The following is a 20,098-nucleotide window of genomic DNA, read 5'->3' as shown; positions in this document are numbered from 1 at the left end:
ACTATGCAATGGGAAGTTGTGATCGGGCTGGAGATTCATACCCAGCTTGCCACCCAATCGAAGATTTTCTCCGGTAGCGCCACCACGTTTGGCTCCGAGCCGAACACCCAGGCCAGCCTGGTCGACCTGGGCATGCCCGGCGTTTTGCCAGTGCTGAACCAGGAAGCGGTACGCATGGCGGTGATGTTCGGCCTGGCGATTGACGCCGAGATCGGCCAGCACAACGTGTTCGCGCGCAAGAACTACTTCTACCCGGACCTGCCCAAGGGCTACCAGATCAGCCAGATGGAACTGCCGATCGTCGGCAAGGGCCACCTGGACATCCCCCTGGAAGACGGCACCATCAAGCGCGTCGGCGTAACCCGTGCGCATTTGGAAGAAGACGCCGGCAAGAGCCTGCACGAAGAATTCCCAGGTGCCACCGGTATCGACCTGAACCGTGCCGGTACTCCGCTGCTGGAAATCGTCTCCGAGCCGGACATGCGCAGCGCCAAGGAAGCCGTGGCCTACGTCAAGACCATCCACGCCTTGGTGCGCTACCTGGGCATCTGCGACGGCAACATGGCCGAAGGCTCGCTGCGTTGCGACTGCAACGTGTCGATCCGTCCAAAGGGCCAAGCCGAGTACGGCACTCGCTGCGAGATCAAGAACGTCAACTCGTTCCGCTTCATCGAGAAGGCGATCAACAGCGAAGTGCGCCGCCAGATCGAGCTGATCGAAGACGGCGGCAAGGTCATCCAGCAAACGCGCCTGTACGACCCGAACAAAGACGAAACCCGCGCCATGCGCAGCAAAGAGGAAGCCAACGACTACCGTTACTTCCCCGACCCGGACCTGTTGCCGGTGGTCATCGAGGACTCGTTCCTCAATGACGTGCGCGCCACCCTGCCGGAACTGCCGCAGCAGAAACGCGAGCGCTTCCAGGCGCAGTTCGGCCTGTCGGTCTACGATGCCAGCGTCTTGGCCTCCAGCCGTGAACAAGCCAACTACTTCGAAAAAGTCGTGAGCATTGCCGGCGACGCCAAACTGGCGGCCAACTGGGTGATGGTTGAGTTGGGCAGCCTGTTGAACAAACAGGGCCTGGAAATCGACGAAGCCCCGGTCACCGCCGAGCAACTGGGCGGCATGCTGCTGCGCATCAAGGACAACACCATCTCCGGCAAGATCGCCAAGACCGTGTTCGAAGCCATGGCCGCAGGCGAAGGCAGCGCGGACGAGATCATCGAGAAGCGTGGCCTCAAGCAAGTCACCGACAGCGGCGCGATCTCGGCCGTATTGGATGAAATGCTCGCGGCCAACGCCGAGCAGGTCGAGCAATACCGTGCGGCAGACGAAGCCAAGCGCGGCAAGATGTTCGGCTTCTTTGTGGGCCAGGCGATGAAAGCCTCCAAGGGCAAGGCCAACCCGCAGCAGGTGAACGAATTGCTGAAAAGCAAGCTCGAAGGCTGACCAGCGACACGCGCCCCTTCGGGGGCGCACTTTTTCGGGGACACCTTGCATGAAGCGTCTACTCGGCCTCCTGGCCTTGTTCTCCCTGTTGGCCGGCTGCGCCAGCGGCGTCATCAACCCCAACGGCTACGACGAAACCGGCACCGCCTCCTATTACGGCGCCCGGCACCATGGCAAAAAGACCGCCAGCGGTGAACCCTTCAACCAGAACGCCCTGACCGCCGCCCACCGGCAATTGCCGTTCGGCACCCAGGTCAAGGTCACCAATCTCGACAACGACAAATCCGTGGTTGTCCGCATCAATGATCGCGGCCCGCATACCCGTGGGCGCCTGATCGATCTTTCACGCAAGGCAGCCGAACAGCTGGGTATGATCAGCAGCGGTACGGCGCGAGTGCGCGTACAAGCGCTAAGCAACTAAACGGAGCCCAGGCCATTTTCGGATTAACCGCCCTCTCGCCCTGGAGCCTGCTGGAATTGGTCAGCGGCCTGGTGCTGCTGATCATCGGCGCCGAAATCCTGGTACGCGCCGCCGTGCGCCTGGCCGCGAGCCTCAAGGTGCGACCGCTGATCATCGGCCTGACAATGGTCGCCTTCGGCAGCAGCGCGCCGCAGATGACCGTCAGCCTGCAAGCCACCCTGGCCGGCAACACCGATATCGCCGTGGGCAGTGTGATCGGCAGCAGCATCTTCAATATCCTGGTGACCCTGGGCCTGTCGGCGCTGATCATTCCGCTGCGGGTCTCACGCCAACTGGTGCGCCTGGATATTCCGGTGATGATCCTGGCCGGGCTGCTGGTGTTCACCCTCGCCGCCAACGAAGAACTCACGCCGCTTGATGGCTTGCTGTTGCTGGTTGCCCTGGTCGCCTACCTTGGCGTACTGCATTACCAGACCCGTCACTCCCGCCGCCCACGCACACTCGACACCGTAGCCAGCGCGCCCTGGCTGAGCAGCGTGTTGCTGATGCTCGGCGGGCTGCTGATCCTGGTGCTGGCCGGCCATTTGTTGTTGGGCGCGGCGGTGGATGTGGCGAGCGACCTGGGCCTGTCGGAACGTGTGATCGGCCTGACCTTGATCGGCGTCGGCACCTCGCTGCCATGCCTGGCGACCTCGCTGATTGCCGCCCTGCGCGGCGAGCGGGACATCGCCGTGGGCAACGTGATTGGCAGCAACCTGTTTAACCTGCTGGGCGTATTGGGCCTGACTGCCCTGCTCGCGCCCTCGCCGCTGTCGGTATCGCCCAATGCCCTGGACTTCGACCTGCCGGTGATGCTCGGCGTGGTGGTGCTGTGCCTGCCGGTGTTCTACACCGGCTACCGGGTGACCCGCGCCGAAGGCCTGGTGCTGCTGGGCCTGTACCTGGCGTACGGGCTGCATGTAATGGCGTTCACCACGGGCATGCCCCTGGCCACCAAGCTTGAACACCTGATGCTGTATTACGTCCTGCCAGTGCTGGTGGCTTTTCTGTTGTTCAGCACGCTGCGAGCCTGGCGCCGTCAACACAAGAGGGAATCGCAATGACCGATCAGAAAAAGCCCGGGGTTGAGATGCGTCGCCAGGTCATGGGCGATGTGTTCGTCGACCGCGCCCTGGGCAATGCCACCGAGTTCACCCAGCCGCTGCAGGATTTCGTCAACGAGCACGCCTGGGGCAGTGTATGGAACCGCGAAGGGTTACCGCTGAAAACCCGCAGCCTGATCACCCTCGCCGCCCTGACCGCGCTCAAGTGCCCGCAGGAGCTCAAAGGCCATGTGCGCGGCGCGCTGAACAATGGCTGTACCGTGGAGGAGATCCGCGAGGCGTTGCTGCATTGCGCGGTGTATGCCGGTGTGCCGGCGGCGATTGATGCGTTCCGCGCCGCCCAGGAAGTGATCGACACCTACCAGAAAGAAGGCTAGATCCAGCCGCCGGCCTGCAACACGAAGATCCCGATATTCGTGGTCACCGCCGCCATCAAGGTGGTGATCACGATAATCGCCGCCGCCAGCTCATGATTACCCTCGGCCGCCCTGGCCATCACAAAACTGGCGGCTGCGGTCGGCGCACCAAAGTACAGGAACAGAATTCCCAGCTCCGGCCCGCGAAAGCCCAGCAACCACGCGCCCAAGGTCGCCGCCACCGGCAGCCAGACCATCTTCATCAAACTCGCGCTCAGCGCCCTATTGCCGCTCTTGCGCAACGCTGCGAGCGACAAGGTGCCGCCAATGCAGATCAAGGCCAACGGCAAGGTGGTATCGGCCAGATACTGCATGGATTTTTCCAACCAGCCCGGCAGGCCAATCTGAAAATAAGCGAACGGCGCCGCCACGATCACGCTGATGATCAGCGGGTTGGCCACCACACTTTTGCAGATGCTCCACGGATCGGACTTGATCACCGGGCTGTAGACCGCCAACACGATGGTCGACAGGGTGTTGTAGAACAGGATCACCAGCGCCGCGAGAATCGCACCAAGGGAAATCCCGTAATCGCCATACATGCTGGCCGCCAACGCCAAGCCAATCACACCGTTATTGCCGCGAAACGCGCCCTGGGTGTAGATGCCCCGGTCTTCACGCGGGCAACGAAAGATCGCCCAACCCCAGGCCAGGGCGAAGCTGAGCAAGGTCGCAACCGCAAAGTAGATCAGCAGCCCCGGCTTGAGCGCCGAGTGCAGGTCGGCATGCAGGATGCCGAGGAACAGCAGCGCCGGCATGGTGACGTTGAACACCAGGGACGAGGCCGTGTGGATGAAATTGTCGTTGATCCAGTTGATGCGCTTGAGCAACACCCCCAGGAACAGCATGGCAAACACCGGCGCGGTGATGGTCAGGGTCGTGAGGAAAATTGCCAGCATGCCGGGGAGAACCTTGGTGAGCGTCGTTAGGTGGCTAATGATAAGCCATGCTGCCCTCTGCCGTCTGGCCTTGATCCTGTGGTGAGCGGGCTTGCCCCGCGCTGGGTGGCGAAGCCGCCCCAAACAAGGACGCCGCGGTGTTTCAATAAAACCGAGGTGCCAGGTTTTGGGGCGGCTTCGCCACCCAGCGCGGGGCAAGCCCGCTCACTACAAAGGCAGGCGACTCGGTCTCAGGTAATCGGCGCAGGGTTGAACAGGGTGATGTCGTTATGCAGCTTGTGATGCTCCGCCCACGTCTGCTTCCTGCCACTGGCTACATCCAGGTAGAAGTGAAACAACTCCCAACCCAGTTCCTCTATGCTCGCCCGTCCCGTGGCAATACGCCCCGCGTCGATATCGATCAGGTCCGGCCAACGCTGCGCCAGCTCCGTACGCGTCGACACCTTCACCACCGGCGCCATCGCCAGCCCATACGGCGTACCACGCCCGGTGGTGAACACATGCAGGTTCATCCCCGCCGCCAGTTGCAAGGTGCCGCATACAAAGTCACTGGCCGGCGTGGCGCAAAAGATCAGGCCCTTGCCCTTGAAACGCTCGCCAGGGCCAAGCACGCCATTGATCGCGCTGCTGCCAGACTTGACGATGGAGCCCAGGGACTTCTCGACAATGTTCGACAACCCACCCTTCTTGTTGCCGGGCGTGGTATTGGCGCTGCGATCCGCTTCGCCCTTGGCCAGGTAACGGTCGTACCAGTCCATTTCGCGGACCAGCTCCTGGGCAACTTCCTTGCTTTGCGCGCGAGACGTCAGCAGGTAGATGGCATCGCGCACTTCGGTCACTTCGGAAAACATCACCGTCGCGCCGGCCCGCAACAGCAAATCCGAGGCATAGCCCAGCGCCGGGTTGGCGGTGATGCCGGAAAACGCATCACTGCCGCCACACTGCATGCCCAGGATCAGCTCGGACGCCGGCACGGTTTCCCGGCGGCGCTGGTCGAGTTTCTTCAAGCGCGTCTCGGCCAGTTCCATGATCTGCTCGATCATCTCGGTAAAGCCGTGGCTGGAATCCTGCAGCCGGTAGAGCCAGGGCTCACTCAGGTCAACCGAGCTGTCGTTGTCGTGCATCACCTGCCCGGCCTGCAATTTCTCGCAACCCAGACTGATCACCAGGGCTTCGCCGCCCAGGTTCGGGTTGCGCGCCAGGTTGCGCACCGTGCGGATCGGAATGTAGGCATCGGTGGCGGTGATCGCCACGCCGCAGCCGTAGCTGTGGGTCAGCGCCACCACGTCATCGACGTGTGGGTACTTGGGCAGCAATTCGTCCTTGATGCGCTTGACCGCATGGTCCAGCACCCCAGTCACGCATTGCACTGTGGTAGTGATGCCCAGGATATTGCGCGTGCCCACCGTGCCATCCGCGTTGCGGTAACCCTCAAAGGTAAACCCTTCCAACGGTGCCTGGGCCTCAGGCACTTCGGTGGACAGCGGCAAGCTGTCCAACGGCGGCGCAGTGGGCATACGCAGTTGATCTTCCTGCACCCAACTGCCGCGCGGGATCGGTGCCAGGGCGTAACCGATGGTCTGGCCGTAGCGAATAATCTGGCCGCCTTCGGGGATATCTTCCAGGGTCACCTTGTGGCTCTGGGGGATGAAATCCACGGTCACCAGGCCGTCCGGGAATTCGGTCCCGGCCGGTACGCCCTGGTCATTGACCACGATCACCACGTTGTCGCGTTCGTGCAAACGAATCGAGCGCGGCGAGTCGGCATGTTCAATCAACTGCATCACACGGCCCCTCAGGAATGCGCTTCGGTTAGGTTGGTCAACTCAGGCCCTTTGGTAGGCGGCTCTTTGAGGACTACACGTTTGATCGGGCCGACGATGACCAGGTAGCTGAACACCGCCACCAGCGCATTGGCGCCGACGAACACCAAGGCCCATTTGAACGAACCGGTGGTGCTGATGATGTAGCCAATCACAATAGGGGTAGTGATCGAAGCCAGGTTACCGAAGGTGTTGAACAGGCCACCACTGAGGCCGGCGATTTGTTTCGGCGAGGTGTCAGACACCACCGCCCAACCCAGTGCGCCAACGCCTTTACCGAAGAAGGCCAAGGCCATGAAGCCCACCACCATCCATTCGATATCCACGTAGTTACAGGCCACGATGCTGCTGGAGATCAGCAGGCCACCAATGATCGGCGCTTTACGGGCGAAGGTCAGGGAATGGCCCTTGCGCAGCAGGTAATCGGAAATCACCCCGCCGAGCACGCCGCCGATAAACCCGCAGATCGCCGGCAACGAGGCGATGAAACCGGCCTTGAGGATGGTCATGCCACGGTCCTGCACCAGGTACACCGGGAACCAGGTCAGGAAGAAGTAGGTGATACCGTTGATGCAATACTGGCCCAGGTACACGCCGAGCATCATGCGGTTGGTCAGCAACTGGCGAATGTAATCCCACTTCGGCCCGTCGGTTTTCTTACCCTTACCTTTGTCCTGATCCATATCGACCATCGCGCCATTGGCGGCGATGTGATTGAACTCAGCTTCGTTGATCAGCGGGTGCTGGCGCGGGCTGTGGATAACTTTCAGCCAGATCAGCGAGAACACGATGCCGATCACACCCATCACGATAAACACGTGCTGCCAGCCGAAGCGGTAGACGATCCAGCCCATCAGCGGTGCAAACAACACCGTGGCGAAGTATTGGGCCGAGTTGAAGATCGCCGAAGCCGTACCGCGCTCAGCCGTAGGAAACCACGCCGCCACAATACGGGCATTTCCGGGAAACGATGGCGCTTCTGCCAGGCCGACCATAAAGCGCAGCATAAACAGCGCAACCACGGCGGTGGAGACACCAAACTCACCGACATAGCCTTGCAGCACGGTGAACAGGGACCAGGTGAAGATGCTCAGGGCATAGACTTTTTTCGAGCCGAACCGGTCCAGCAGCCAGCCACCGGGAATTTGCCCGGCCACGTAGGCCCAACCGAATGCAGAGAAGATATAACCGAGGGTGACCGCGTCGATACCGAGGTCTTTTTGCAGGCTGGAGCCCGCGATGGCGATGGTGGCCCGGTCGGCGTAGTTGATCGTGGTCACCAGGAACAGCATGAGCAATATCAAATAGCGGACGTGGGTCGGCTTGGTCGCTTGCATGTAGAAGTACTCCCACTAATTATTTTTTTTGCGGGTAATGGTTTTCTGTTTTCAGTGTGGGGACCGGCAGGCATCCGGCCCCACAAGGTGTTGCGCGTTACGAACCGATGTAGCTGGTCTTCACCACGGTATAAAACTCTTGCGCATAGCGACCTTGCTCACGCGAACCATAGGATGAGCCCTTACGGCCACCGAACGGAACGTGGTAATCCACACCGGCGGTCGGCAGGTTGACCATCACCATCCCGGCCTGGGAGTGGCGCTTGAAGTGGTTGGCGTACTTGAGTGAGGTGGTGGCAATGCCCGCCGACAAACCGAACTCGGTGTCGTTGGCCATGGCCAGCGCCGCTTCGTAATCCGCCACGCGCACCACGTTGGCCACCGGCCCGAAGATCTCTTCACGGCTGATGCGCATGGCCGCTTCGCTGTCGGCAAACAGCGTTGGGGCCAGGTAGTAGCCTTCGGTGTCACACGTCACCAGGCCGCCACCGCTGACCAACCGCGCACCTTCGCTTTGGCCGATGTCGATGTACTTGAGGTCCTGGTCCAATTGCGCCTGGGAAACCACCGGGCCAATGTCGGTGCCGCTTTTCAGGGCGTGGCCGACTTTGATCGACTTCATGCGTTCGGCCATGGCCGTGACGAACTGGTCATGGATACCAGCGGTGACAATCAAGCGGCTGGAAGCGGTGCAACGCTGGCCGGTGGAGTAGAACGCGCTCTGGACCGACAGCTCGACGGCCTGCTTGAGGTCGGCGTCGTCGAGGATGATCTGTGGATTCTTGCCGCCCATTTCCAACTGCACTTTGGCCTGACGCGACACGCAGCTGACAGCGATCTGACGACCGACACCCACAGAACCGGTGAAGCTGATGCCATCGACTTTCGGGCTATTGACCAGCACGTCGCCGACCACGCGGCCGCTGCCCATCACCAGGTTGAACACACCCGCCGGGAAACCGGCACGGGAGATGATTTCGGCCAGGGCCCAGGCACAGCCAGGCACCAGCTCGGCGGGCTTGATCACCACGCAGTTGCCGTAGGCCAGGGCCGGGGCGATTTTCCAGGCGGGGATGGCGATCGGGAAGTTCCACGGCGTGATCAGGCCGACCACACCCAAAGCTTCACGGGTGACTTCGACGTTCACGCCCGGTCGAACCGACGGCACGTAGTCGCCAGACAGGCGCAGGCATTCACCCGCAAAGAACTTGAAGATGTTACCGGCGCGGGTCACTTCACCGATGGCTTCGGGCAGGGTCTTGCCCTCTTCACGGGCCAGCAGGGTGCCGAGTTCTTCGCGGCGGGCGAGGATTTCGCTGCCGACTTTATCCAAAGAATCATGGCGAGCCTGGATCCCGGAAGTGGACCAGGCCGGGAATGCCGCGCGGGCTGCATCGATGGCGGCGTTGACCTGGGCAACATCCGCCTTGGCGTATTCGCCAATGACATCGGACAACTCCGAGGGGTTGAGGTTGACGCAATAGTCGGCACCGGCCACCCATTGGCCATTGATGTAGTTGTCAAAACGTTGGGCTTGGGACACGAATCTTCTCCTGACGCAAAAGGCCGCTGATCTCTCAGCGGCCTTGTAGATGGGTTATTGCGCGCCTTGCTTGTCGATCAGCGCGGCCAGGGCTTCATATTCTTCCGGCAACAGGTCGGTCAGCGGCGTGCGCACCGGGCCTGCGTCGTAGCCGGCGATTTTTGCACCGGCCTTGACGATGCTCACGGCATACCCGGCCTTGCGGTTACGGATGTCCAGGTAAGGCAGGAAGAAGTCGTCGATGATCTTGGAAACGGTGGCGTGATCGTCCTTGGCAATCGCGTGGTAGAAGTCCATCGCGGTTTTCGGGATGAAGTTGAACACCGCCGAGGAGTACACCGGAACCCCCAGGGCCTTGTAGGCAGCGGCATAAACCTCTGCAGTCGGCAGGCCGCCGAGGTAGCTGAAACGATCACCGAGGCGGCGACGGATCGACACCATCAACTCGATATCGCCCAGGCCATCCTTGTAGCCGATCAGGTTCGGGCAGCGCTCGGCCAGGCGTTCCAGCAGCGGCGCGGTCAGGCGGCAGACGTTGCGGTTGTAGACCACCACACCGATCTTGACCGATTTGCACACGGCTTCAACGTGGGCGGCAACGCCGTCCTGGCTGGCTTCGGTGAGGTAGTGCGGCAGCAGCAGCAGGCCTTTGGCGCCGAGGCGCTCGGCTTCCTGGGCGTATTCGATGGCTTGGCGGGTCGAACCGCCGACACCGGCCAGGATCGGCACGCTGGTGGCGCAGGTATCAACGGCGGTTTTCACCACTTGGGAATATTCGCTGGCGGCGAGGGAGAAAAACTCACCGGTGCCGCCGGCCGCGAACAAGGCGGTGGCGCCGTACGGGGCCAGCCATTCCAGGCGCTTGATATAACCCGCCTGGTGGAAGTCACCCTGGGCGTTGAAATCGGTCACCGGGAAAGACAGCAGACCGTGGGAAAGGATGGACTTCAGTTCTTGTGGATTCATTATTCGAACACCCTGGGCGAAGACTTTCTGTCGAAAGGTTGTTGTTGGTTTTGGTGATGTCGTACGTCATCGTACAACTATAAAAAGATTCGTCAACTGCAATTCATCAGACTTCATGGTGGGCGCTGTGGATGCGCGCCTTCTTGACGTAGGAAATTTTTCCTCTATGCTCGGCTTAACTGTATATACATACAGTTATTACGGAAGATTCCTACGGCATAGCAAGGAGCTAACATGTCAGGTCTTGAACTCGCGGCACCCGAAAAAAACCCTCCGACTCTGCGCTTCGAAGGCGGTGAACACACTGCTATCGGCGATGAAACCCTGTTGCGCTTCGCCAAGGACGCCCCGGCGATTCCCGCACACCAAGTCGAGCTGCACCTGCCCAACGGGCTGGCGCTGACCTATGGCCAGGTGATCGCCCTGGGCGGCGACTTCTATGGCATCCCCGGCCAACCAATCAGCGATGGCGCCTCCCCTGCCGACCGCGTGCAACGCTTTACCGCCGCCTTCAACAGCCTGGCAGTACTGCCCACCTCACGGGAGGAAGCGCACAAGATCCTCGCGGTGATGCAAAAGGAGATCACTGCGGTCAAGCAGGCGATCAAGGACGGAAAACAGGCCCATGAAGCCTACGACGCCTTGGGTGATACGTTGTCCGAGGAATGGAACCGCATCACTGGCGGCGGCAGCGCAGTCTCGGCGCTGATTCCATTGGGACGTTATCTGAAACTGGCGGCTGACAATGCCGACCATTTCGGTGAATGGGCACTGTCAGCCTACCTGGCGGGGCACACGGCAGCACTGCAACAAGCCGTCGTGGCGCACCAGACCGGCACCGACCAGGCGCTGGAACTGGCGTATGCGATGAACAGTTTTGCTGATCACTTTTTGACCGACCTGTTCTCCGCCGGCCATCTGCGCGTGCCGCGCAAACAACTCGCCGCCGTGGTGACACCGGGTGAGCTTGGCTCGCTGATCAGCCGCTTCATGCACGACGAAGACAGTAAGTTCGGGCTCAAGGTGCGCAATGCCATGGGCGATCAATGGCACGCGTATGGAGACAAACGCTACTTCGACGTCATCGATGCGGACAATCGGGCGCAGGTCAAACGTGCCGTGCAGGCTTCGGCGGATGAAATTTTCGAAACCTTCATCAGCGGTGTCGCGCCCTCCCCGGCCAATTTCAAGGCGCCGTTGCATGTGCCGGACCTGAATGCGGCGCAGAACCCGGCGAATAATTTTTCGCCACTGTTCAAGACGGAGGGAGACAAAGTGCTACGTCGCAAGGATGTGAATGACCTGAACGACAAGCACTGGACGAATGATTGGTGGGGGTGGAGTACGTATTTGTTGTTGAAGGACTACAAGCCGAATAGCCCGCAACTTTGAGGTGACCATAACCCCATGTGTGCAATCGCACACATGGGCGCCGTTCGTCGCTACTGTTAATTCTGACAGTATCAACACTGCACTCGCTCACAGTAGCTTGGACATGGTTGGGGCATAGCCCTGCAGCACCCAAAGGTGCAATCCACGTTTGCTACTCACTCATTCAAAAGTCAACGAGGTACATCATGGCTAGCAAAAAAAAGATCAGCGTCAAAGCTCACCCCAAAAAAAACCATGGGGAGAACGCATGCGTTGCCGTTGAAGAGATAATCATGGTGGGGGATCACGCTCAATTCGATGGCGGGCCGGAATTCACGCTAACAAAAAAGGTATTCCAGTACGACGCAAATGACGCAGTCCAGGGCATTGATTTGGATTTTGATTAAACCGTTTCACAGTCGAACGCTACTACCCCCGCTGCGCCTGCGCCTCTTCATGGGCATGGCGCAGCCGCTCCCGGCTATTGGTCAAATGCAACCGCATCGCCGCCCGCGCCGCGTCCGAGTCCTGACGCGCAATCGCCTCATAAATCTCTTCATGCTCACGACTCAAGCGCCCCATGTAGTGCTGCTGGTCATCATGGGCCAGGCGCGCCGAATTCAGGCGGGTGCGCGGAATGATGCTGGTGCCCAGGTGCGTCATGATATCGGTGAAGTAGCGGTTGCCGGTGGACAGCGCAATTTCCAGGTGGAATGCAAAGTCGGACGCCACCGCATCGCCGGCGTGTGCCGCGCTTTCATTCAGGGCATCGAGCGCCGCGCGCATGGCGGCCAGTTGCTCGTCGCTGCGGCGCAATGCGGCCAGACCTGCGGACTCCACTTCCAGGCTGATCCGCAACTCCAGGATCGCCAGCACATCACGCAGGGTCACCACGGTGGCCGGGTCGATGCGGAAACCGCTCGGGCTTGGCGTATCCAGCACAAAGGTGCCGATACCATGCCGGGTCTCGACCTGCCCTGCCGCCTGCAAGCGTGAAATGGCTTCACGCACCACCGTGCGGCTGACCCCATGGGCTTCCATGATCGCCGACTCGGTGGGCAATTTGTCGCCCCGCTTGAGCTGGCCATCGCGGATCTGCTCGGACAACACCGTGACCAATTCCTGGGCAAGGCTGCGGCGCTTGCGGGGAAGACGAGGGGCGGTGTTGGCGTTTTCCATGATGGATCATCTTTCTCGGTGAGCTTGAGCACGCATCATAGCCCATGGTGGTTGTACGATCACCGTCCAGGCACGACTTTCATCCTTATCCTTCGCGCAAAAAAATGCCCCGACACAGGTCGAGGCATTTTCTCAGCGCATCCCGAGAGGGACGCGCGTTATTTCACCACTTTCAGGCTCGGCCGGCCGCTGGGGCGCGGTGGCTCGGAATCCGGTGGCGGCAGGTCATCGCCATCTTCGTTTTCGATCGTTTCGTCATCCTCGAAAGGCGACTCCAGATCGAACACCATGCCTTGGCCGTTCTCCCTTGCATAGATGCCGAGGATGGCGCCAATCGGCACGAACAGCGTATGCGGCACGCCGCCAAAACGCCCTTCGAAGCTCACGGCTTCGTTGTCCATGTGCAGATGGCGCACAGCACTCGGCGATACGTTCAACACAATCTGCCCATCACTGGCAAAACCATCCGGCACCTGAACCGCAGGAAATTCGGAATTGACCAGCATGTGCGGGGTGCAATCGTTGTCCACAATCCACTCATAGAGCGCGCGGACCAAGTAGGGTCGACTGGAGTTCATCAGCGGCTCCTTAAGCCTTAGCGCATATCGCGTTCGACACCAGACAGACTCGCCTGGAAAGCCTCACGCGCAAACTGGCGCTCCATGTAATCAAGCAGCGGCTTGGCAGGCCGCGGCAGTTCAATACCGAGAATCGGCAAACGCCAGAGTATCGGTAATAGGCAGCAATCCACCAAGCTTTGTTCCTCACTGAGGAAAAAAGGCTTATCAGCGAACAACGGCGAAACGCCGGTCAGGCTCTCGCGCAATTCCTTACGCGCCTGTACCCGAACGGCTTCTTTTGTACGCGAATCCAGAATCACATCCACCAGCCCGCACCAGTCACGCTGGATCCGATGGATCAGCAGGCGGCTGTTGGCACGCGCCACCGGGTACACCGGCAGCAAAGGCGGATGCGGGTAACGCTCATCCAGGTATTCCATCACCACGGTCGACTCCCACAACGCCAGGTCACGATCGACCAGGGTGGGCAAGCTGCCGTAAGGGTTCACTTCGATCAGTTTCGGTGGGTGGCGACCCGCCTCCACACTGATGATCTCGGCGCTGACACCCTTCTCTGCGAGCACGATGCGCACTCGGTGGGAATAGTGGTCGGCGGGGTCGGAGTAACAGGCCAACCGATTGGTCACGCCCATGGCGGTCCTCCTCGCTTGTTGAAATTATCGAAAGCTCAAAAACGAGCGCGCCCAGAGAACATCCCTGTAACAACCGGTTAAACCAGGTCGCTACGTATTCAGAGATGCCGCTGGGCGCGCAAGATTAACAGCAATTGCTTACGGTTGGATCAATGCACATCCTTCCAGTATTCGCGTTTGAGCAGGTAGGCGAATACGAAGAAGAACGCCAGGTACAGCAGCACATAGGTACCAATGCGCTGATGCTCCAGTTTGACCGGGTTGGCCGAGTAGGCCAGGAAGGTCACGAGGTTCTTGACCTTCTCGTCGAACTGCTCGTCTGTCAACGAACCTGGGGTTTCTATCTTCAGTTGATCGCACGCTTCATGAGTCAACGGCGTGCCGGTCAACGGATCGTATTGCTTCTTGCCGTCTTCAACGACCTGGATCTGCTTGCATCCTACCACTTGCTTGCCTTGCAGGCCGACCAGAACGTTAGGCATGCCGACGTTCGGGAACACACGGTTGTTCACGCCATACGGACGCGCCGGGTCCTCGTAGAAGGATTTCAGGTAACCATAGAGCCAGTCGGTGCCACGTACACGGGCGACCAAGGTCAAGTCTGGCGGTGCGGCGCCGAACCAGGTCTTGGCGTCTGCAGGCTTCATGCCGATGGTCATGTGGTCGCCGATCTTGGCGCCGGTGAACACCAGTTTTTCCAGCATCATTTCATGGGGGATACCGAGGTCATCGGCCACCCGCTCGTAACGCTGGAACTTGGCGCTGTGACAGCCCATGCAGTAGTTGGCGAACGTGCGTGCGCCGTCTTGCATGGCAGCCTTGTCCGACACGTCGATATCGACTTTTTCCAGTTCCGGTCCGCCATGCTCGGCAGCGAAGGACAGGAGCGGCAGGGCCGCAAACATCAATGCAACGAATAACTTTTTCATCAGCCAGTCACCCTTTCCGGAACCGGTTTGGTCTTCTCGAGCCGGGTGTAGAACGGCATCAGAATGAAGTAGGCGAAGTACAGGAAGGTGCAGACCTGCGACAGCAACGTACGCTCAGGAGTCGGCGCCAATACGCCCAGCACACCCAGGATCACGAAGGAGATGCAGAACACCCACAGCCAGATCTTGCTCAACCAGCCCTTGTAGCGCATGGACTTGACCGGGCTTCGGTCGAGCCAAGGCAACACGAATAGCACTGCGATGGCCGCGCCCATGGCGATTACGCCCATGAGCTTGTCGGGGATCGCCCGCAAGATCGCGTAGAACGGCGTGAAGTACCAGACCGGGGCAATGTGCTCAGGGGTCTTGAAGGCGTTGGCCTGTTCGAAGTTGGGTTTCTCCAGGAAATAACCGCCCATCTCCGGGAAAAAGAACACGATCGAACAGAACACGAACAGGAACACCACCACGCCGACAATGTCTTTCACGGTGTAGTAAGGGTGGAACGGAATGCCATCCAGCGGGATGCCGTTTTCGTCCTTGTGCTTCTTGATGTCCACGCCATCCGGGTTGTTGGAACCCACTTCGTGCAGCGCCAGGATGTGCAGCACCACCAGACCCAGGATCACGATCGGCAAGGCCACCACGTGCAGGGCGAAGAAGCGGTTCAGGGTGATGCCCGAGATCAGGTAGTCACCCCGGATCCACTGGGTCAGGTCGTTGCCGATCACCGGAATGGCACCGAACAGCGAGATGATCACCTGGGCGCCCCAGTACGACATCTGGCCCCACGGCAGCAGGTAACCCATGAAGGCTTCGGCCATCAGCGCCAGGTAGATCAGCATGCCGAAGACCCAAACCAGCTCGCGGGGCTTCTGGTACGAGCCGTAGAGCAGGCCACGGAACATGTGCAGGTAGACGACGATAAAGAACGCTGACGCGCCGGTAGAGTGCAGCAGGCGCAGGATCGAGCCGTACTCGACGTCACGCATGATGTACTCGACGGAGGCGAATGCCTCTTCCGCCGACGGGGTGTAGCTCATCGTCAGCCAAACGCCGGTGACGATCTGGTTGACCAGCACCAGCAATGCCAGGGAGCCAAAGAAGTAGAAGAAGTTGAAGTTTTTCGGCGCGTAATATTTGCTGAGATGGTCTTCCCACATTTTAGTGGCGGGGAAGCGCGCATCCACCCAATCCATGAACTTGCTCATCACGCGTTCTCCTTATCGAGGCCAATGACAATGAGGTCGTCAGTTTCGTAGGTATGCGGAGGAACCGGCAGGTTCAAAGGAGCAGGCTGGGACTTGTAGACGCGGCCAGCAAGGTCGTAGTGGGAGCCGTGACAGGGGCAGAAATAGCCGCCGACCCAATCCTTGCCCAGATCGACAGGCGCCACTTCCGGGCGGAAGGTAGGCGAGCAACCCAAGTGGGTACACAGACCGACCAGCAGCAGGATCTCTGGCTTGATCGAACGCACTTCGTTCTTGGCGTAGGCGGGTTGGTCAGACTTCTCGGATTTAGGGTCAGACAACTGGCCTTCGATCTTTTTGAGATTCCCCAGGATTTCCTCGGTACGACGAACAATGAAGACCGGCTGGCCGCGCCATTCAGCAATCATCTGCTGCCCTGGCTCGATCTTGCTGATATTCACCTTCACCGGTGCACCTGCGGCTTTCGCCTTGGCACTGGGAAACCATGACCCCACGAACGGGACCGCAGCCCCCACCGCTCCTGCAGCACCCACCACGGATGTGGCTGCTACCAAGAAGCGACGCCGGCCTGCATTCACGCCGTCATTGCTCATTCAGTCCTCTCCCATCAGCTTTTTGGCCTGTTAAATCAGGCGTCTACTAAGTGTTGAATCTTTACTTATAAAAATTTTGCCGAATGGTAATGAAAAGCCCCACGTCTGACAAGGGAATTGCCGGGAGCTCAGCCTCCAGGCCTTGTAGTATAGGGGGTCTACGGATGTGGCAAGTTGTCACGGCGATTTTTATGCATAAATCGCAGGCAATAAAAAACGCCCAGCTCCGTGAGGAGGCTGGGCGTTTTTGTGGAACGTAAAGCGAATTAACGCTTCGAGTACTGCGGACGCTTACGCGCTTTACGCAGACCGACTTTCTTACGTTCAACTTCACGAGCATCGCGAGTCACGAAGCCAGCTTTGCGCAGAGCGCCACGCAGGGTTTCGTCGTACTGCATCAGAGCGCGAGTGATACCGTGGCGGATTGCGCCAGCTTGACCACTTACACCGCCACCGATAACGGTGACGTAGATGTCGAACTTTTCAACGGTCTCGGTCAGTTCCAGCGGCTGACGAACTACCATGCGGGCAGTTTCGCGGCCGAAGAAGTTGTCCAGGGAGCGGTTGTTGATCGAGATGTTACCAGTACCCGGACGCAGGAAAACGCGAGCGGTTGCGGTTTTGCGACGGCCAGTGCCGTAATTTTGAGTCGCCGACATAATGAACTATTCCGTTAAAACTTCAGTTCTTGGGGCTGCTGAGCAGCATGAGGGTGTACAGCGCCCGCATAGACTTTCAGCTTGCGAAACATATCGCGACCCAGTGGGCCCTTAGGCAGCATGCCTTTGACCGCGATTTCGATCGGGGCTTCAGGCTTCTTGGCAATCAGGCCTTCGAAGTTGGAAGACTTGATACCGCCTGGGAAACCGGAGTGACGGTAGTACATTTTGTCGCTTGCTTTGTTGCCGGTTACACGAACCTGCTCAGCGTTGATGATGACAATGTAGTCACCAGTGTCAACGTGAGGGGTGTACTCAGGCTTGTGCTTGCCACGCAGACGGCTGGCGACTTCAGTGGCCAGACGACCCAGGGTCTGACCAGCGGCGTCGACGACAAACCAGTCGCGCTGAACTGTTTCCGGTTTTGCAGTAAAAGTTGTCATTCTTTAATAGCCTCAGGGGCCGCCCTGTAAATTAGACGGCGGATCTTACTGAATAGTGCGTACTTTGACAAGTCAAAGGCAGCCGGATACAGACGCTATCGGGGGCTCGGGTCGGCGCGTCCGTTCAACGGCAAGATTCTTCGGCAGGCGGCGCATCACTTCCACTGCAGAAAGAGGTGGGCAATTATGCAGATTGCGAAAAAAAATTCAACCTGCTTTTATGATTGTTTTCCCTGAAGGAGTACCCGATGGATTATCGACAGCTGGGCCGTACGGATCTGAACGTGAGCGCGATAGCCTTGGGCACCATGACCTGGGGCGAGCAGAACAGCGAGGCAGAGGCCTTCGCGCAGATCGAGCGGGCCAAGGGCGCGGGGATCAACTTCCTCGACACGGCCGAAATGTACCCGGTGCCGCCCAAGGCCGACACCTATGCCACCACCGAACGCTACATCGGCAATTACTTCAAAAGCCGTGGCGACCGTGCCGACTGGATCCTGGCCAGCAAGATCGCCGGCCCCGGCAACACCATCGACTACATCCGCGATGGCCACCTGCGCCACAACCGCAAGCACATCGTCGACGCCCTGGATGCCAGCCTCAAACGCCTGCAGACCGACTGGATCGACCTCTACCAGTTGCACTGGCCGGAACGCAGCACCAACTTCTTCGGCCAACTGAGCTACAAGCACAAGGACGAAGAGGACCTCACCCCACTGGAAGAAACCCTCGAAGCGCTGGACGAGCAAGTGAAGGCCGGCAAGATCCGCCACATCGGCCTGTCCAACGAAACCCCGTGGGGCACCATGAAATTCCTGGCCCTGGCCGAAGCCCGTGGCTGGACCCGCGCGGTGTCGATCCAGAACCCCTACAACCTGCTCAACCGCAGCTTTGAGGTGGGCCTGGCGGAAGTTGCGATTCGCGAGCAATGCGGCCTGCTGGCCTACTCGCCACTGGCGTTTGGCATGCTCAGTGGCAAGTACGAGAACGGCGCACGCCCGGCCAAGGCACGCCTGACGGAGTACAGCCGTTTCAGCCGCTACTTCAACCCGCAGTCTGAAGCGGCGTGCAGCCGTTATGTGGCGCTGGCGCGCGAGCACGGCTTGGACCCGGCGCAGATGGCATTGGCGTTTGTGACGCAGCAGCCGTTTGTGACCAGCAATATTATCGGGGCGACAAGCCTGGAGCAGTTGGACAGCAACATTGCCAGTGCCGATCTGACGTTATCGAAGGAAGTGCTGGAAGGGATCGAGGCGATTCAGAAGGATCATCCGAATCCAGCGCCTTGATTGACCTGTAGGCCTCATCGGGGGCAGGCCCCCGATGAGACCCTCAGCAGCACACCATCACAGCGCCCGCGCAATAATCTCCTTCATGATCTCATTGGTTCCCGCATAAATCCGCTGCACCCGCGCATCCGCCCACGCCCGTGCAATCGGGTATTCCCACATGAAGCCGTAACCGCCGTGCAACTGCACGCACTCATCGAGTACCTTGCATTGCAGGTCCGTGGCCCAGTACTTGGCCATCGCCGCCGTGGGCACATCCAGCTTGCCTTCCAGGTGCAACGTCATGCATTTGTCGACAAATACCCGACCGATCTGAATCTCGGTGGCCATCTCCGCCAGCTTGAACCGGGTGTTCTGGAAGTCGGCAATCGCCTTGCCGAACGCCTTGCGTTCGCGGGTGTATTCCAGGGTCCATTCCAGCGCCGCCTCGGCGGATGACAGCGCGCCAATGGCTACTGTCAGTCGCTCCTGAGGCAACTCCTGCATCAGATAGGCGAAGCCCATGCCCGCCTGGCCCAGCAGGTTTTCCTTGGGCACCCGCACATCCTGGAAGAACAGCTCCGACGTGTCCTGGGCCTTCATACCGACCTTCTCCAGGCGCTTGCCCTTGTCAAAGCCAGGCGTGTCGGCCTCCACCAGAAACAGGCTGGTGCCCTTCGCACCTGCCTTGGGATCGGTCTTGGCGACGACAATCACCAACTCGGCCAGATAACCGTTGGTGATAAAAGTCTTGGAGCCGTTGATCACGTACTCATCACCGTCCAGCACGGCGGTGGTCTTGACCCCTTGCAGGTCGGAACCGGCGCCCGGCTCGGTCATGGCAATGGCCGTGACCATCTCCCCAGAGATCAACTTGGGCAGGTATTTGTGCTTCAGCGTCTCACTGCCGTAATGCAGGATATATGGCGCAACAATATCCGAATGCAGGGAAAAACCGATGCCGGTCAGCCCCAGCCGGCTGATCTCTTCGATCACCACCGCGCTGTACAAAAAGTCCGCGCCCAGCCCGCCATATTCTTCCGGCAGGTGGGAACACAGCATCCCCGCCTCCCCCGCCTTGCTCCACAAGCCACGGTCGATATAGCCCTGTTTTTCCCATTGCCCATGGAACGGCGCGGCGTCTTTTTCGAGGAAGGTGCGCACGCTCTCGCGGAAGAGTTCGTGCTCCGGGCTGAACAAGGTTCTGGGAATCATGGGTCACCTGCGTGGATTGTCGGACAAGGACGAGCCCACAGAGCCTATGCCGCGAAGGCA

General features: G+C 59.7%; 21 protein-coding genes. 7 read left to right on the top strand and 14 right to left on the bottom strand.

The features are described 5' to 3' along the window. The first annotated feature begins 3 nt into the window (after positions 1 to 3). Genes gatB through OZ428_RS05630 form a run of 4 tightly spaced genes read left to right on the top strand, consistent with a single transcriptional unit; the run spans position 4 to position 3,350 of the window. Positions 4 to 1,449, top strand: coding sequence for an Asp-tRNA(Asn)/Glu-tRNA(Gln) amidotransferase subunit GatB (gatB, locus tag OZ428_RS05645; protein WP_133074655.1), 1,446 nt, complete (start codon positions 4 to 6; stop codon positions 1,447 to 1,449). Between the two features lie 49 nt (positions 1,450 to 1,498). Then, positions 1,499 to 1,870 (top strand): septal ring lytic transglycosylase RlpA family protein, encoded by a 372-nt coding sequence (locus OZ428_RS05640; RefSeq protein ID WP_016976221.1) that lies wholly within the window; start codon positions 1,499 to 1,501, stop codon positions 1,868 to 1,870. A gap of 47 nt (positions 1,871 to 1,917) precedes the next feature. After that, positions 1,918 to 2,973 (top strand): calcium/sodium antiporter, encoded by a 1,056-nt coding sequence (locus OZ428_RS05635; RefSeq protein ID WP_269134161.1) that lies wholly within the window; start codon positions 1,918 to 1,920, stop codon positions 2,971 to 2,973. Next, positions 2,970 to 3,350, top strand: a complete 381-nt coding sequence (locus OZ428_RS05630) for a carboxymuconolactone decarboxylase family protein (protein WP_017530104.1) — start codon at positions 2,970 to 2,972, stop codon at positions 3,348 to 3,350. The genes OZ428_RS05635 and OZ428_RS05630 overlap by 4 nt, the downstream gene beginning before the upstream one ends. Here the strand turns inward: OZ428_RS05630 and OZ428_RS05625 are convergent. The 5 genes from OZ428_RS05625 to kdgD form a co-directional block, all read right to left on the bottom strand. Further along, positions 3,347 to 4,288, bottom strand: coding sequence for an AEC family transporter (locus tag OZ428_RS05625; protein ID WP_033899317.1), 942 nt, complete (start codon positions 4,286 to 4,288; stop codon positions 3,347 to 3,349). The genes OZ428_RS05630 and OZ428_RS05625 overlap by 4 nt on opposite strands. A gap of 230 nt (positions 4,289 to 4,518) precedes the next feature. Then, the gene (garD, locus tag OZ428_RS05620) at positions 4,519 to 6,072 is read right to left on the bottom strand and encodes a galactarate dehydratase (protein ID WP_133074657.1); all 1,554 of its coding nucleotides are present in this window, start codon (positions 6,070 to 6,072) and stop codon (positions 4,519 to 4,521) included. A gap of 11 nt (positions 6,073 to 6,083) precedes the next feature. Beyond that, positions 6,084 to 7,448 carry an MFS transporter gene (locus tag OZ428_RS05615; RefSeq protein WP_033899310.1) on the bottom strand — a complete coding sequence of 455 codons (1,365 nt, stop codon included), beginning with the start codon at positions 7,446 to 7,448 and terminating at the stop codon, positions 6,084 to 6,086. Between the two features lie 97 nt (positions 7,449 to 7,545). After that, entirely contained in the window at positions 7,546 to 8,991 is a 1,446-nt protein-coding gene (locus tag OZ428_RS05610; RefSeq protein WP_133074658.1) for an aldehyde dehydrogenase family protein, read from the bottom strand. Positions 8,992 to 9,045: 54 nt separating this feature from the next. Continuing rightward, entirely contained in the window at positions 9,046 to 9,957 is a 912-nt protein-coding gene (kdgD, locus tag OZ428_RS05605) for a 5-dehydro-4-deoxyglucarate dehydratase (protein ID WP_016976228.1), read from the bottom strand. A 234-nt stretch (positions 9,958 to 10,191) separates the two neighbouring features. Here kdgD and OZ428_RS05600 point away from each other — a divergent pair, with 234 nt between their 5' ends. Together OZ428_RS05600 and OZ428_RS05595 are read left to right on the top strand one after the other, a co-directional pair. Continuing rightward, positions 10,192 to 11,349, top strand: coding sequence for a phospholipase (locus OZ428_RS05600; RefSeq protein WP_269132862.1), 1,158 nt, complete (start codon positions 10,192 to 10,194; stop codon positions 11,347 to 11,349). Between the two features lie 185 nt (positions 11,350 to 11,534). Then, positions 11,535 to 11,735: a hypothetical protein gene (locus OZ428_RS05595; protein WP_269132861.1), complete on the top strand. Its 201-nt coding sequence runs from the start codon at positions 11,535 to 11,537 to the stop codon at positions 11,733 to 11,735. Positions 11,736 to 11,757: 22 nt separating this feature from the next. On the opposite strand, the gene OZ428_RS05590 is transcribed toward OZ428_RS05595, so the two are convergent. The 8 genes from OZ428_RS05590 to rplM form a co-directional block, all read right to left on the bottom strand. Further along, positions 11,758 to 12,507: a FadR/GntR family transcriptional regulator gene (locus OZ428_RS05590; RefSeq protein ID WP_038844908.1), complete on the bottom strand. Its 750-nt coding sequence runs from the start codon at positions 12,505 to 12,507 to the stop codon at positions 11,758 to 11,760. Between the two features lie 158 nt (positions 12,508 to 12,665). Next, a complete protein-coding gene (locus OZ428_RS05585; RefSeq protein WP_033899300.1) occupies positions 12,666 to 13,085 on the bottom strand; it encodes a ClpXP protease specificity-enhancing factor in 420 nt (139 codons plus the stop codon). Between the two features lie 17 nt (positions 13,086 to 13,102). Next, positions 13,103 to 13,720 carry a glutathione S-transferase N-terminal domain-containing protein gene (locus tag OZ428_RS05580; protein ID WP_033899297.1) on the bottom strand — a complete coding sequence of 206 codons (618 nt, stop codon included), beginning with the start codon at positions 13,718 to 13,720 and terminating at the stop codon, positions 13,103 to 13,105. Positions 13,721 to 13,869: 149 nt separating this feature from the next. Beyond that, a complete protein-coding gene (locus OZ428_RS05575) occupies positions 13,870 to 14,649 on the bottom strand; it encodes a cytochrome c1 (protein ID WP_269132860.1) in 780 nt (259 codons plus the stop codon). Then, positions 14,649 to 15,860, bottom strand: a complete 1,212-nt coding sequence (locus OZ428_RS05570; RefSeq protein ID WP_003188526.1) for a cytochrome b — start codon at positions 15,858 to 15,860, stop codon at positions 14,649 to 14,651. The genes OZ428_RS05575 and OZ428_RS05570 overlap by 1 nt, the downstream gene beginning before the upstream one ends. Next, a complete protein-coding gene (gene petA / locus OZ428_RS05565) occupies positions 15,860 to 16,453 on the bottom strand; it encodes a ubiquinol-cytochrome c reductase iron-sulfur subunit (protein WP_016976232.1) in 594 nt (197 codons plus the stop codon). Before petA ends, OZ428_RS05570 begins: the two co-directional genes overlap by 1 nt. A 266-nt stretch (positions 16,454 to 16,719) precedes the next feature. Then, positions 16,720 to 17,112 carry a 30S ribosomal protein S9 gene (gene rpsI, locus OZ428_RS05560; RefSeq protein ID WP_002555064.1) on the bottom strand — a complete coding sequence of 131 codons (393 nt, stop codon included), beginning with the start codon at positions 17,110 to 17,112 and terminating at the stop codon, positions 16,720 to 16,722. A gap of 14 nt (positions 17,113 to 17,126) precedes the next feature. After that, complete coding sequence (gene rplM, locus OZ428_RS05555) at positions 17,127 to 17,555, bottom strand: 50S ribosomal protein L13 (RefSeq protein ID WP_003188508.1); 429 nt, start codon at positions 17,553 to 17,555, stop codon at positions 17,127 to 17,129. 248 nt (positions 17,556 to 17,803) lie between these two features. Between rplM and OZ428_RS05550 the strand changes: the two genes are divergently transcribed. After that, the gene (locus tag OZ428_RS05550) at positions 17,804 to 18,844 is read left to right on the top strand and encodes an NADP(H)-dependent aldo-keto reductase (protein ID WP_133074661.1); all 1,041 of its coding nucleotides are present in this window, start codon (positions 17,804 to 17,806) and stop codon (positions 18,842 to 18,844) included. A 57-nt stretch (positions 18,845 to 18,901) separates the two neighbouring features. Here OZ428_RS05550 and OZ428_RS05545 read toward each other — a convergent pair whose 3' ends face one another. Next, positions 18,902 to 20,038 (bottom strand): acyl-CoA dehydrogenase family protein, encoded by a 1,137-nt coding sequence (locus tag OZ428_RS05545; protein WP_269132859.1) that lies wholly within the window; start codon positions 20,036 to 20,038, stop codon positions 18,902 to 18,904. Positions 20,039 to 20,098: the final 60 nt, after the last annotated feature.

The sequence above is a fragment of the Pseudomonas sp. GXZC genome (genome assembly GCF_026967615.1).
Lineage (GTDB): Bacteria > Pseudomonadota > Gammaproteobacteria > Pseudomonadales > Pseudomonadaceae > Aquipseudomonas > Aquipseudomonas azotoformans_A.
This window is presented reverse-complemented; position numbering and strand designations above follow the sequence as displayed.